Source organism: Glutamicibacter sp. BS14 (genome assembly GCF_056934375.1).
The window spans coordinates 2,818,748-2,831,470 of the sequence record NZ_CM167801.1; the positions used below are offsets into that span (position 1 = coordinate 2,818,748).

General features: G+C 61.9%; 13 protein-coding genes and 1 pseudogene. 1 reads left to right on the plus strand and 13 read right to left on the minus strand.

Going from position 1 to position 12,723, the window contains the following annotated elements; genetic code table 11:
- Positions 1-133 precede the first annotated feature (133 nt).
- From AC1Z36_RS13250 to AC1Z36_RS13265, 4 genes are all read right to left on the minus strand, one after another.
- Positions 134-1,399, minus strand: a complete 1,266-nt coding sequence (locus AC1Z36_RS13250; RefSeq protein WP_483561327.1) for a hypothetical protein — start codon at positions 1,397-1,399, stop codon at positions 134-136.
- 273 nt (positions 1,400-1,672) lie between these two features.
- Complete coding sequence (gene ilvC / locus AC1Z36_RS13255) at positions 1,673-2,704, minus strand: ketol-acid reductoisomerase (protein WP_013348730.1); 1,032 nt, start codon at positions 2,702-2,704, stop codon at positions 1,673-1,675.
- Positions 2,705-2,826: 122 nt separating this feature from the next.
- Positions 2,827-3,345 (minus strand): acetolactate synthase small subunit, encoded by a 519-nt coding sequence (gene ilvN / locus AC1Z36_RS13260; protein ID WP_105658085.1) that lies wholly within the window; start codon positions 3,343-3,345, stop codon positions 2,827-2,829.
- 3 nt (positions 3,346-3,348) lie between these two features.
- Positions 3,349-5,232, minus strand: coding sequence for an acetolactate synthase large subunit (locus AC1Z36_RS13265; protein ID WP_105658084.1), 1,884 nt, complete (start codon positions 5,230-5,232; stop codon positions 3,349-3,351).
- A 619-nt stretch (positions 5,233-5,851) separates the two neighbouring features.
- On the opposite strand from AC1Z36_RS13265, the gene AC1Z36_RS13270 reads away from it, so the two are divergent.
- The gene (locus AC1Z36_RS13270; RefSeq protein WP_105658083.1) at positions 5,852-6,313 is read left to right on the plus strand and encodes a hypothetical protein; all 462 of its coding nucleotides are present in this window, start codon (positions 5,852-5,854) and stop codon (positions 6,311-6,313) included.
- Positions 6,314-6,394: 81 nt separating this feature from the next.
- Here AC1Z36_RS13270 and AC1Z36_RS13275 read toward each other — a convergent pair whose 3' ends face one another.
- The 9 genes and pseudogenes from AC1Z36_RS13275 to AC1Z36_RS13315 all read right to left on the minus strand — a co-directional run bounded on the left by AC1Z36_RS13275 (position 6,395) and on the right by AC1Z36_RS13315 (position 12,722).
- The gene (locus AC1Z36_RS13275) at positions 6,395-6,919 is read right to left on the minus strand and encodes a hypothetical protein (protein WP_332728512.1); all 525 of its coding nucleotides are present in this window, start codon (positions 6,917-6,919) and stop codon (positions 6,395-6,397) included.
- Between the two features lie 80 nt (positions 6,920-6,999).
- Positions 7,000-7,524, minus strand: a complete 525-nt coding sequence (gene idi / locus AC1Z36_RS13280) for an isopentenyl-diphosphate Delta-isomerase (RefSeq protein ID WP_483561328.1) — start codon at positions 7,522-7,524, stop codon at positions 7,000-7,002.
- A gap of 26 nt (positions 7,525-7,550) precedes the next feature.
- Positions 7,551-8,414 carry a prenyltransferase gene (locus AC1Z36_RS13285; RefSeq protein WP_483561329.1) on the minus strand — a complete coding sequence of 288 codons (864 nt, stop codon included), beginning with the start codon at positions 8,412-8,414 and terminating at the stop codon, positions 7,551-7,553.
- Complete coding sequence (locus tag AC1Z36_RS13290; protein ID WP_483561330.1) at positions 8,411-8,731, minus strand: lycopene cyclase domain-containing protein; 321 nt, start codon at positions 8,729-8,731, stop codon at positions 8,411-8,413. The genes AC1Z36_RS13285 and AC1Z36_RS13290 overlap by 4 nt, the downstream gene beginning before the upstream one ends.
- The gene (locus AC1Z36_RS13295) at positions 8,721-9,083 is read right to left on the minus strand and encodes a lycopene cyclase domain-containing protein (protein WP_483561331.1); all 363 of its coding nucleotides are present in this window, start codon (positions 9,081-9,083) and stop codon (positions 8,721-8,723) included. Before AC1Z36_RS13295 ends, AC1Z36_RS13290 begins: the two co-directional genes overlap by 11 nt.
- A complete protein-coding gene (gene crtI / locus AC1Z36_RS13300) occupies positions 9,080-10,606 on the minus strand; it encodes a phytoene desaturase family protein (protein ID WP_483561970.1) in 1,527 nt (508 codons plus the stop codon). Before crtI ends, AC1Z36_RS13295 begins: the two co-directional genes overlap by 4 nt.
- Positions 10,607-10,609: 3 nt before the next feature.
- Positions 10,610-10,678 (minus strand): annotated as a pseudogene (locus AC1Z36_RS13305) (hypothetical protein); the annotation flags it as partial.
- The gene (locus AC1Z36_RS13310) at positions 10,669-11,613 is read right to left on the minus strand and encodes a phytoene/squalene synthase family protein (protein ID WP_483561332.1); all 945 of its coding nucleotides are present in this window, start codon (positions 11,611-11,613) and stop codon (positions 10,669-10,671) included. The pseudogene AC1Z36_RS13305 and the gene AC1Z36_RS13310, both read right to left, overlap by 10 nt.
- 5 nt (positions 11,614-11,618) lie before the next feature.
- Positions 11,619-12,722 carry a polyprenyl synthetase family protein gene (locus AC1Z36_RS13315; protein WP_332499218.1) on the minus strand — a complete coding sequence of 368 codons (1,104 nt, stop codon included), beginning with the start codon at positions 12,720-12,722 and terminating at the stop codon, positions 11,619-11,621.
- Between the last annotated feature and the right edge of the window lies 1 nt (position 12,723).

Here is a 12,723-nt window from a genome sequence, read left to right on the forward strand (position 1 = left end):
TGCCTGGCTGGTATCCGACCCAGCAAACTAAAAAATCGACCTCGGTTGCTTCCCATATGGGAAGCAACCGAGGTCGATTTATTTGAAATGCAATGGAGCCAAGTGCGAGGGAAGAATCTAGTTCCGCCAGCTCCTACTTCTCAATGGCTTCTGGAGAATCCTTCGCGGACTCCCCACTGCGGCTTTTCTTGATATTCTCGGCAAATGAAGTTGCTACGTCCTCGGCTTTGTCCAAGGCACGGTTCTTCGTCTCGTCCCCAAACTGCTTGATTGCGCTCAAGCCATCAGCGCCTGCATCAGTCACCTTGTCCCGAACCTCGGAGACAGCCTTGAGCCACTTCTTTGACTCCAGTGCCCCGTAGGCGCTCTCGATTCCCAATCGGCTTTGGAATTCCACTAGATCATTCGAGACGGCATTCGTCGCCTTCACGACTTCGCTCGATGACTTCGGATGCAGCAGCACCTTTGAATTCGCCAGTCCGGCGACGACAGCGATTCGCTCAAGAAGCTGCTCGGTCACCTTCGTAATGTGTGCGATTCTGCGTTCGCGCGCGATCTGCAGCGCGATTCGATGATTCTCCAGTTCGTCAGGAGACCCGTTGAGCACACGGTCCAGTTCCAGAACAGACATGCCGTCTTCGAGTTGGAAGCAACGTGCCAGTACTGCCAACCACTGGGTGGCCTTTGATTCGATCTCGCGGGTGATCTTGGCCAGTTCACCCATCTTCGTTTTGTCTTCCAGCTTTTCAGCTAATCCTGCCAAGGCCCGCAGCGCATAGGACTGGGTCGTTGCGATGGTCTTGGCATTCGAATTAACCTTTGACCATGTCGTCTCGCCGATATGCCCCACTTGGTCGCGCACGACCATGGCATCATCGATGAGCATTCCAACACCATCAAGATCCGCTAGGACCGCGTCATTCTGCGCACGGAGGATATCGTCAATTTTCTCGTCGATCACCTTCAAGTAATCGGTGATCTCATCCATGCTCTGCTGCATCGCGTATTGGGCTATAATCCCACCCACGCCTGCCAGCACAGCCGGGTTTGAAAGCATCGCCGTTGGGCTGGTGACGATTTCAAGCAAATTGCTGATCTTGCCATCTTTCATGACGACTGCACGCGCCAGGCCGTTCTCCGATCCAGCCATCAGTTTCTTGGCATTGAAGATCCGTGCTGAGTCTTCCGAGAGCTTGATCCAGCGTCCGGACGTCTGCGCAATCCCGCTACCGGCTTGCATCGCGGTTGCACTGAGGCCAGCTGCTTTGCTTACGCGTTCCAAGGGCAGTTCCTTGGAAATCAAGCCGACGGATTCCACGAATTTGTCAACGGCGCTGCGTTCGCCAAGGACTGCCACGCCATTTCCATCAGAAACGATCTCAATATCTTCGCTAGCCACTTTTGCTCCTTGAACTATCAGCTATTGAACAGCGGCGGCGGCATTGTTCGTTCTGCTCTCGCCCGGAACAATTCTTACACTAAAAGATTGAATACTAAAGTTCCTTCAGGCCGCGGCACTTCAGCACACAGCAGGAGTGCAGCTCCCTTTTCGATGCGCTCATCGCAGAATGGACGCAACATGCATTTAAACGAAAACCGCTGGCTCTAAACGATATTCCTATCGTTCAGAGCCAGCGGTTTTCAGCTTATGAAGCTAGTTGTCACCTCGCGATTAGCGGGCTACCGAACCATCTACGTAGTCATCCGAGGATGCATCCGAGATCCAGGAGAACAGCGAGCGCAGTTCGCGACCGGTGGTCTCGATTGGGTGCGCTTCGCCCTTGGCACGCAGTTCCTTGAACTCCGGAGCGCCAGCCTTCTGGTCTTCCATGAAGCGGTTGGCGAAAGCACCGGACTGGATATCAGCCAGCACAGCCTTCATGTTTTCCTTCACCTCTGGGGTGATCACGCGTGGGCCGGAGACGTAGTCGCCGTACTCAGCGGTGTCGGAGATCGACCAGCGCTGCTTGGCGATGCCGCCTTCCCACATCAGGTCGACGATCAGCTTCAGCTCGTGCAGCACCTCGAAGTAGGCGATTTCCGGCTTGTAGCCAGCTTCGGTCAGGACCTCGAAGCCGTACTGGACCAGCTGGGAGGTGCCACCGCACAGCACAGCCTGCTCGCCGAACAGGTCGGTTTCGGTCTCTTCGGTGAAGGTGGTCTCGATAACGCCGGCACGGGTGCCGCCGATGCCTGCAGCGTAGGACAGTGCCAGTTCCTTGGCGCCGCCGGTGAAGTTCTGCTCCACGGCGATCAGGTCAGGGATGCCACGGCCGGCTTCGAATTCGCGGCGCACGGTGTGCCCTGGTGCCTTGGGAGCAACCAGTGCAACGTCGACGTTGGCTGGTGGCTGGATGAAGCCGAAGCGGATGTTGAAGCCGTGGCCGAAGAACAGCGCGTTGCCCTCTTCGAGGTGCTCGGCGATCGACTCGGTGTAGACCTGGGCCTGGACCTGGTCCGGGGTCAGGATCATGATGACATCTGCCCAAGCCGCTGCTTCGGCAACCGTAGCTACCTTCAGGCCTTCGGCCTCGGCCTTGGCACGGGACTTGGAGCCCTCAGCCAGGCCGACGATAACCTCGACGCCCGAGTCGCGCAGGCTCAATGCGTGGGCGTGGCCCTGGGAGCCGTAGCCAATGACAGCTACCTTCTTGCCCTGGATGATCGAGAGGTCTGCGTCGTCTTCGTAGTACAGATCAGCCACTGTAATTCTCCTTATTTGTGCTTCTGGTAAAGAAGTCTTGTGCTTAGGCACTGTTGCTTTCTTCTAAGCTAGGTGCCAAATACCTAAATTTGTAGTTCGTGTCTCTTGAAGTCGTTGTGCGCTTAGGCGGATAGCGTCTTCAGGGCACGGTCGCTCATCGACTTTGTTCCGCGTCCCACGGCCAGCGTTCCGGCCTGGACGATCTCGCGGATGCCGAATGGCTCAAGTACTGCCAGCAGTGCTTCGATCTTCGCCGCATTGCCGGTGGCCTCAACGACCAGCGAGTCCGTGGATACGTCGATCACCGATGCGCGGAACAGCTCCGCGGCCTGTGTGACCTGCAGTCGCGTCGCCGCATCGGCGCGCACCTTGATCATGATGTGGTCGCGCTGCACCGAGGTTTCCGGCAGCAGTTCCACGATCTTGATGACGTTGACCAGCTTGTTCAGCTGCTTGGTGACCTGCTCCAGGGAATCCCCTTCGGCGTCCACCACCACGGTCATGCGGCTGATGCCGGCAATTTCCGTGGGGCCTACGGCCAGCGAGTGAATGTTGAAGGCACGGCGGGCGAAGAGGCTGGCGACGCGGGTGAGCACGCCGGGAACGTCTTCAACCAGTACCGAAAGCGTATGCTTTGCCATGTCCTAGTCCTCCTCTTCCCATTCAGGGGTCATGCCGCGGGCAATCTGGATCTGGTCGTTGCTGACTCCCGATGGGACCATTGGCCACACCATGGAGTCGGCCGAGACCACGAAGTCGATGACTACCGGACGGTCATTGATTTCCAATGCCTTCTGGATGGTCGCATCGATATCCTCGTCGCGTTCGCAGCGCAGGCCCACGCAGCCGTAGGCGTCGGCCAGCTTCACGAAGTCCGGAATCCGGGCGGTTCCGTGGCCGGTGTTCAAATCGGTGTTGGAGTAGCGGCCATCGTAGAACAGGGTCTGCCACTGGCGGACCATGCCCAGCGACGAGTTGTTGATGATGGCAACCTTGATGGGGATCCGGTTGATCACGCAGGTAGCCAGTTCCTGGTTGGTCATCTGGAAGCAGCCATCTCCGTCAATGGCCCAGACCACGCGGTCCGGCTGCGCCACCTTGGCGCCCATGGCGGCAGGCACCGAGTAGCCCATGGTGCCCAGGCCGGCGGAGTTCAGCCACGAGCGCGGGCGCTCGTACTTGACGAACTGCGCTGCCCACATCTGGTGCTGGCCCACGCCTGCCACGTAGACGCCTTCCGGACCGGTCAGCTCGCCGATGCGCCCGATAACATTCTGCGGAGCAGAGAGGCCGTCGTGGGTTTCGGTGTAGCCGATCGGGTAGGTTTCGCGCAGGCGGTTGAGCAGTCCCCACCAGCCGGCCAGGTCCTGCTGGGCTTCGTTCTCGAAGCGCGAGGCGCAGGCCTCGTGCAGCTGCGGGATGATTTCATCCAGCGAGCCGACGATCGGCACATCGGCCACGCGGTTCTTGGAGATTTCCGCAGGATCGATATCGGCGTGGATCACCTTCGCGTTCGGCGCGAAGGTGGAGAGCACGCCGGTGACGCGGTCATCGAAGCGGGCGCCGAGGGTAATGAGCAAATCCGACTGCTGCAGTGCCGTGACCGCCGAGACGGCACCGTGCATGCCTGGCATGCCCACGTGCTGTTCATGCGAGTCCGGGAAGGCACCGCGTGCGGTCAGCGTAGTGACCACCGGAGCGTTGATGAATTCCGCGAATTCCTTCAGCTGCTCATGGGCGTTGGCCTTGATCACGCCACCGCCAACATACAGCACCGGGCGGGTTGCCGAAGCGATGAGCTTGGCGGCTTCGCGCAGCTGCTTGTTGTGTCCGCGGGTGACCACGCGGTAGCCCGGCAGGTCGACCTTTGGCGGCCATGAGAAGGTCATGTCGCTCTGCTGGGCATCCTTGGTGATATCCACCAGCACCGGACCGGGACGGCCGGTCTGCGCCAGGTAGAACGCGCTGGCCAGCGTGCGCGGAATGTCTTCCGCGTTGGTGACCAGGAAAGCGTGCTTGGTAATCGGCATCGTGATGCCGACAATGTCTGCTTCCTGGAATGCGTCAGAGCCAATGAAAGCGCTATTGACCTGACCGGTGATTGCCACCATTGGTACCGAGTCCATATTGGCATCGGCCAGTGCGGTGACGAGGTTGGTTGCGCCTGGTCCGGAAGTAGCGATGCATACGCCCACTTCCCCGCTCACCATGGCGTAACCCTGTGCGGCATGGCCGGCACCCTGTTCGTGGCGGACCAAGATGTGGTTAATCTTGGTCGAATCCATCAGTGGATCATAGGTGGGAAGGATGGCCCCACCTGGTAATCCGAAGACGTCTTTGACGCCCAGTTCTTCCAGCGAGCGGACGATGGCTTGTGAGCCCGTCATCTGCGTGGGAGCAACGATATTATTCGGACCCTGTACCGGGTTCGAAGCCTCCACGACGGAAGAGACAGCGGCGGCGGCATCCTTGGTTCGATTGATTGACTTCGCAACCGACGCCGGATTGGCGGGTGTTGAGTTGCTCATCGGGATCCTTTCCATATCTATCTCTTCGTTTGCGCATAAAAAACGCCCCGCGGCCGTCACTACTGACGAAAGGGGGCTTGCGCGTTACCGACGTACTGTCCGTGGTGTTGGACAGTGTCTCAGGCTCCGCGCCTGATAACTAGTAGTACATCGGTGTTTGTTTGCATGCCTCTAGTTTTCTCCACCTCACGGCAAAGAGCAACTAGACACCCTGTTTATCTCATTATATGAGACGGATGTCCAAACCTTGGACGCGACACCGCGAACAAGACTTGGTTATTTCGCTTCCCAGGCACCAACAGCGCCTGTCGAAACGGGATTAGCTGGAGACAAGCACCAGCTGCCTTGGACGCGCATCGCTCGCGCTGCGCACCCCTTGCTCCAAGGAAGCCACCTGCCAGGCAGTTGGTTTCGCTTGCAGCGTTGAGCCGGGAAAGGCATGAGTTCCGTCGATGGCCACACGGGCGCATGGCTTGACGACTCAATTAGCATCCTGGCTCATTAATCCCATTCTAGAAGTCAATATGACCAATCAGATAACCCATGACGTGCCGATGACACATTTCGATAAATGTTGCGACTGGTCAAATTGTCCAAAGTTATCGGTAGAGTATTGGTTATGGACAAGCGCCCAGACGAAAATCCAACCCAGCAGGTAAAGGCCCGCCTCCATGAGGCCTTCGACTCGCAGATCCCCAACTTCGCCAGCTACAATCTCGTGGCGGGCACCGGCATCGCCGGCTCCGGAGGGCTCAAGGTCATTGGATATCGGCGCCAACCAGCGGAACTGATTATTGCGCCAGTGAATGCCAGCAGCTTGGAAGCATCCGAGGATGCGATCAACATCAACAATACGAATGTGAACCAGCTCGCCGAGCTCAGCGATGGCGGCTACGAAATCGCGATCTCTTCGGGCCGGGTGTTCCGCTTCAGCATTCCCGAAGCGCCGAGCATCGACTTGCATGTCGATGATGCCATCAGCATTGGTGCCACCATTGACCAGAAATCAGATGCAGAGGACTTCGCTGATTTCATGGACCACTTCATGAACACCATCGAAGGCACCGAGAACTTCGTATAACCAGCAAGAGAATTCGCCATAGCAAAGGCCATCCCGCCAGCTAGCTCCATTACGAGCTACGCGGCGAGATGGCCTTTTCGCTTACAAAGCCCCGGGATGATTCCCGCGGTAGTCGGAGGCGAGCAGCTGCCCTTCGACGGTGAGGATCTCAACCCGGTCCAACTCGATTGATTCGTAGCCGACGGAGGTCATGACCCGCTCGGCATAGCCGGCAGCACTGCCCTCCGCGATCCAATCGCTGCCCTCCACGACAATGGCGAGCACGCCCTGGACCGGAGAGAGCCACCCCACGGTGGCGTACTGGATGGAATCCTCGGCGAATGAATGGAAGCCGGCGGCGCCCTGGCCATTGAGGTACTGGAAGATCTTCTGATCCGCCCATTCCTGGCGCCCTTCGACTTCCTGGAGGTTGTCGGCATACTTCGGCAAGGCCGCGATCTGCGGGCTCACGCCAGGAGTTTGCGCGGATGCTTCGAACTGGAGCGGGGCACAGCTGGCCAAGGACGAAGCCAGCACCAAGCCGCCGGCGACCACACTGGCCTTGCGCAACGCATCGATGGCCACGCAGCGCCGCTGGATACCGGAAGAAATTACTTGAAGCACCATGCAATCGAGCATAGCCAATGACCCGGACAATTCCACAGGAATCACCCTGCACGGATTCCACGCCGGCGGCGGTCCCGGAATCAGCCTTGCTCGACCTGGTACAGGGACATCCCTGCAGCCTGCATCACCAGCCACGGGCTGAAGGCCCACGGGGTGGCGCGCAGGGCTTCACCGAGTTGTGCCGGATCCACCCAGCAGTAGTCCATGACTTCGTCCGGGTTCGCAGAGATCTCGCTGTCGATTATCGCGGTGAAGACCGGGCAGATTTCGTTTTCCACAATGCCCGAGGCATCCACGGCGCGATAGCGGAAGTCAGGCAGCGCCGATTCGATGCGGTTGACCTTGAAGCCGAGCTCATGGGCCGCGTGGCGCGTAATGGCTTCTTCGAAGCTCTCGCCGGGCTGGGGATGCCCGCAGAAGGAGTTCGTCCAGACCCCTGGCCAGGTCACCTTGGACAGGGCGCGACGGGTCACCAGCACCTGGCCGGCTTCATTCTGCACGTGGCAGGAGAATGCCTGGTGCAGCACGGTATCCGTGGTGTGAACCAATTCTTTCGGGTGCGTGCCAATAGGCTGGCCTTGATCCGAAAGCAAAATGACGTCCATTGAAATCCTTGAATCCCCATCCGGGTCTAGTAGGTGAAAAGTGCCGAAAAGATCAGGAGCATGGTCAGCAGGAAACCGCACAGGTAGTTGATCCACAAGAATCTCTTCCATCCTCGATTAACCGTACCCGAGCTTGCATCGCTGATTCCAAGATGGGGTAGGACGTTGAGCACATAGGCAAGGGCCAGCACCGCCGCCCAGCGGCCAAGGCCCGACAGGCCCACCGCCACGAGCGCTCCGGCCAGCAGGTAGGCGGCCAAGACCAGGTAGATGGTCGTGCGGGCCGACAAGGCGGTGGCGATCGAGGAGAGCCCGCCTTGGCGATCGGGAACAATATCCTGGATTGCGCCCAGGGCATGGCTGGCCATCCCCCAGAGCAGGAACGCGCCGAAGACCAGCCACTGCTCGGCCTGCACGCTGGCGCCAGCCAGCACCCACCCGTAGACCGCCGGAGAGACGAAGTGCACCGCGCTGGTCAGCGAGTCCAGCCCGGGCCTTTCCTTGAAACGCAGCCGCGGTGCGGAGTAGGCCAGCACCGCAAGGATGGACACGGCCAGAACGAGATTGGCTGCGCCATCCCCGGCCGCCACGAGCACCGCGAGGAACGGCGCGGCGCACAGGACGCAGGCGACGAGCAGCGCCTTATGGCTCTGCCTGGACAGCAGCGCCCCCTCGATTCCTCCCTTGCGCGGATTGCGCAGGTCCGACTCGTAGTCGAAGACATCGTTCACGCCGTACATCAGCAGGTTGTAGGGGAAGAGGAAGAACACCGTGCCCAGGACCAAGCGCCAATCGATCCCGCCACCGGCCAGCAGATAGGCGGCGGCAAACGGGTAGGCGGTGTTCACCCAGGAGATGGGGCGTGAGCTCGCCAGGATTCCGCGGATCATGAAGCGTCCTTTCTGTGGCTGCGGCCACCGAGCAGCCACCACAGCCCGGGGAGCAGGAAGACCGCGCAGGCGGCGTAGAAGAAATCTTCAATAGGGGCCAGGCCCAGATGCAGCCCGGACAGCGTCCCGCTGCCGTAGCCAAACAACCCGGCGTAGATCATCAGGTTGTCGAAGATCGCGGTGAGCACGAGCATCAGGGCCATGGCGGCGCCCAGCGGCTTGGCTACCGAGCGCAGGCGCTGCTTGCTGGCGGCCAGCCCGGCGGCAAAGACGGCCATGGCCGCAAGAAGGAAGCAGAGACTCAATTCAAGGAACATGGTTCTCCCCTAACGTGCGCTTGGATGCTTTCTGGTTCCGGTTGCGCAGCATGCCGGCCAGCACCGGCAACCCGGTGAAGGCAATCATGGCGCAATAGCACAGGAAGACCAGGAAAAAGACTTCTTCCACAGGGAACTGCTCGCCCACCATGATTCCGGTCATGAGCTCCGATTCCTTGTGCAGGAAGATGCCCTGCCTGATGGCCAGCACATCCCAGAGCACGAAGAATCCGGTGCCCAGCCCCAGGGCCAGGATCCCGCGCACCGGGTGGCGGAAGATAAAGAGCTTTCCCTTCGCGTCCAGCAGCCCCATGCAGGCCAGCAGTGCCAGCAAGATGCCCAGGTAGATCATGCTCCGGCCTCCTGACGCACCGTGGCCGCGCAGTTTTCGTCCATGGGCCCCGCGGCCTTGATCCCGAGCACCGCTTTGGCAGCCAGCTCCCCGCTGATCAGGCACATCGGCACGCCGATTCCAGGGCGCACGGTGCTGCCGGCATAGTGCAGCCCGCCCACCTTGGCGCTGCCGTTGCCCGGACGCAGCATGGCGCTTTGCCCCAGGGTATGGGCCAGGCCAAGCGCACCGCCTTTGAAGGCGCCGTACTGCTGGACGAAGTCCCCCGGGCCGATGCTCTGGCGCACCACGATCCGCTCGCGAAGATCCGTGATGCCAGCCCATGCGGCCAGCTGGTCGATGGCCGCGTCGGCCACCGCTTCCACCGCGGCATCTCCTGCCCCATCGGCTGCGCCAATCCCCCATTCGGGCATGGCCGGAGCCGGAACCAGGATGAACAGGTTCTCGCAACCCTCCGGGGCCACCGAAGGGTCGGTGGCACTGGGCTTGCAGACATAGATGCTGGTTTCAGCCTCCAGCATCCTCCCTTGGCGAATCCGCGAGAAATTCTCTTTCCAGTCGGTGGTGAACAGCAAGTTGTGGTGCTCCAGCTGCGGCAGCTTGCCGCTGATGCCCAGGCACAGGAGCACCGCGCTGGGGCCAGGGTCCTTGCGCTGGAAGCTCTTGGCGGTATGGGTCTGCAGCTCCTCGGGCAGCAAATGGCCTTCCAGCTGGCGCACATCGGCGGCTGCGATCACATGGGTCGCCGGGGTGCGCTGCTGCCTGCCGTGCACGTCGATCCAGCGCACCGCGCTGACCCGGGGATTTTTTCCTGCGCTTGTTTCAATGGCCGTTGCGGTGGCTGAGAAATGGATGGCCGCGCCGTGTTTCCGGGCCAGTTCGGCCATGGCATCGGCCACCGCAGCGAAGCCTCCCATCGGGTATTTCACCCCGTCGGTGAGGTCCAGGTGGCTCATCAGCTGGTAGAGCGCGGGGGTGCGGCTCGGGCTCGAGCCCAGGAACACCGCCGGGTATCCGAGCAGCTGGCGGATCTCGTTGCTGGAAAAGCGCCGGGCCACATGGCTTTCCAAGCTGGAGGCCAGCAGCTTGGCCAGTTGCGGGCTCCGGCGCAGGATCCGCGGGTGCAGCAGGGAGGCGAGCGAACTGAAATCGTCATAGAGGAAATGCTCCAAGGCCAATTCATAGCCCTCCTTCGCGGTGCGCAGGTACCGCTCCAAGGCTGGGCCGCTGCCCGGTTCCAGGGCTTCGAAGAGTCCGCTGGCCGCAGCGCCGGTTCCGACATCCACCGGTCCTTCGCGGTCCTGGAAGAAGGTGCGGTAGCCGGTGGCCAGTTCGCGCAACTCCAGCTGTTCGCTGGCGCTGGTGCCCATGAGCTTGAACCAGTGCTCGAAGACCTCGGGCATCAGATACCAGGAGGGGCCGGTATCGAAACGGAACCCGTCGCGCTCCAGGCGCCCGGAGCGACCGCCTGGATGCGGCTGCTGCTCGATCAAGGTGACCTTGCAGCCCCGGGCGGCGAGCAACCCGGCGCTGGCCAGGCCGGAGAATCCGCCCCCGATGACTACGACTTCTCTTTGTGCGTGGTTCATCTGCTTGCTACTTCCATTCTTGGCTTGCGGCCGGTGGTGCCCCGGGTGCCCAGCAGCACGCGGGCGGCGATCAGCGCCTTGCGCGGGGCGGAGACCGAGATGCGGGTGCGCAGCAGCTGGGCGGCCGGGGCCTTGTCCAATTGGGAGTTCAGTTCGCGGAACAGGTCATGGGCCAGGCGCACGGCCCGGGCAGCGGACGGGGCCAGGTAGGGCAGGCCGGCACGGGCCTGGGCCAGGTCCTGCTCGATCTGCGCAACCAGCTTCGCCTTGCTTGGCTCATCGAATCCTGCCGGGTCCAGGCCGGGAAAGTAGCTGCGTCCCAAATCTTCGCTGTCTTCCGCCAGGTCGCGCAGGAAGTTGACCTTCTGGAAGGCCGCGCCCAGGCTGCGGGCGGCGTGCTTGGCGCGCTGCGCCTGGGCAGGCGTCAAGTCCGGCGCGGCGGGCATCGCCTGGAAGACCTGCAGGCACATCAGCCCGATGACTTCGGCCGAGCCGTAGATGTAGTCCTGCAAGCTGCGCGCATCATGCTGCCCGGTGCCCAGGTCCGCGCGCATGGAGGCGAAGAACGGGGCGGTGAGCTCGGCGTGGATGCCGGTGGCCCGGGCGGAAATGGTGAAAGCGTGGACCACCATGTTGGTGCTGTACCCGCGTTCCATGGCGCGCAGGGTTTCTGCTTCCAGCTCGTCCAGGCACGCGGCGATGGCCTGGTTGTCCAGGCCGGCCTGGCAGGCCACCCCGTCCACGATTTCATCGGCCAGGCGCACCAGCGCATAGATATTGGCGATGTGCCTGGCGCTGGCGGCATCCAGCAGCTTGCAGGCCAGCGAGAACGAGGTGGAGTATTCGCCCAGTACCACCCTGGCGCTGCGCTGGGCGGTGCGCGAATAGTGCTCCAAGGCGGCGGTGCCTGCGGTGCTGTGAGGGGAATTGTCGGGTTTCATGGCGTTCAGCTGCTTCGATCCAGGATCAGGCTGGTGCATTCGCGCAGCAGCGTCCGGGCTTCTTCGGGCAGGTCCAGGAAGGCCGCGGAGCCGGTGGCCCGTGAGCAGAGTTGCTTAGCCAGCTGCCGGGCGAAGCGCTCGGCCCCCTGCGCGGCCAGTTCCTGGCGGATCCGGCCGGCATCCACTGTTCCTTCGCGGAATCCGCCCAGCAGCTTGGCGAATTCGGGTTGCTCGCTGGCCAGGGCCAGCAAGATGGTGCTCTTGAATTCGCGCAAGTCCGATTCCACCGGCTTGCCGGTGCGTGCCGGGTCACCGAAGGTGCCCAGCACATCATCGATGATCTGGTAGGCCACCCCGAGCTGGCAGCCCACTGCACCGAGGGCCTCGGCCTGCCCGGGGTGCGCCCCGGCCAGCAGCGCTCCGGCCTGCAGCGGCAGCTGGAAGGAGTAGGCCGCGGTTTTCATCTGTTCCATGCGCAGCACCTGGCTGGTGGTGGCCGGAGCCGGGGCCAGCGAGTAGAGCAGGTCCTCGAGCTCTCCGGCCCCTGCCTGCTCGATGGCTTGGAAGAAGGCCTGCTGGACCCCGGCCTCGCTGTCGCTTCCGGCCGAGGCCCTGGCCGCAAGCTTGATCGCTTCGCTGATCAGCAGGTCCCCGGCGATGATTCCCACGGAATTGCCCGCATGCTCGGCATCGGCCCGGTTCCGGCCGCTGGCGATGGCGTGGTCGCGGTAGAGCGCCGAGATGGTCTTTTCCCCGCGGCGCACGAAGTCGCGGTCCACCACGTCGTCGTGGATCAGCAAGGCGGCGTGCAGCAACTCGAAGGCGCAGCCCAGGTCGATGGCGCGGGCCTCATTGCGGCCGCCGAAGGCACGGTAGCCGAGCATTACCAGCCCCGGGCGCATCAGCTTGCCGGTAGCCAGCCGTTCGGAGATCCGGGACCAGAGCAGCGCAGTCTGCGCGGAGTAGGCGGCGCTGCGGCGCTGGGCCTGCGTGGCCAGCAGTTCCAGCCGATCGCTGATGGCGCGCCGGGTGGGTGCATCGATGAGCCCGCCTGAGGCTGGCGCGCCAGCCGCTGCGGCCTGCGGGGCCTGGTGTGTGGTGGTGTGCATT

Bases quoted from the DNA above. Each gene is read 5' to 3' on its own strand.
- ilvN (WP_105658085.1), bottom strand. From the start codon at position 3,345: ATGGCAAAGCATACGCTTTCGGTACTGGTTGAAGACGTTCCCGGCGTG.
- AC1Z36_RS13265 (WP_105658084.1), bottom strand. From the start codon at position 5,232: ATGAGCAACTCAACACCCGCCAATCCGGCGTCGGTTGCGAAGTCAATC.
- AC1Z36_RS13270 (WP_105658083.1), top strand. From the start codon at position 5,852: ATGGACAAGCGCCCAGACGAAAATCCAACCCAGCAGGTAAAGGCCCGC.
- AC1Z36_RS13275 (WP_332728512.1), bottom strand. From the start codon at position 6,919: ATGGTGCTTCAAGTAATTTCTTCCGGTATCCAGCGGCGCTGCGTGGCC.
- idi (WP_483561328.1), bottom strand. From the start codon at position 7,524: ATGGACGTCATTTTGCTTTCGGATCAAGGCCAGCCTATTGGCACGCAC.
- AC1Z36_RS13285 (WP_483561329.1), bottom strand. From the start codon at position 8,414: ATGATCCGCGGAATCCTGGCGAGCTCACGCCCCATCTCCTGGGTGAAC.
- AC1Z36_RS13290 (WP_483561330.1), bottom strand. From the start codon at position 8,731: ATGTTCCTTGAATTGAGTCTCTGCTTCCTTCTTGCGGCCATGGCCGTC.
- AC1Z36_RS13295 (WP_483561331.1), bottom strand. From the start codon at position 9,083: ATGATCTACCTGGGCATCTTGCTGGCACTGCTGGCCTGCATGGGGCTG.
- AC1Z36_RS13310 (WP_483561332.1), bottom strand. From the start codon at position 11,613: ATGAAACCCGACAATTCCCCTCACAGCACCGCAGGCACCGCCGCCTTG.
- AC1Z36_RS13315 (WP_332499218.1), bottom strand. From the start codon at position 12,722: ATGCACACCACCACACACCAGGCCCCGCAGGCCGCAGCGGCTGGCGCG.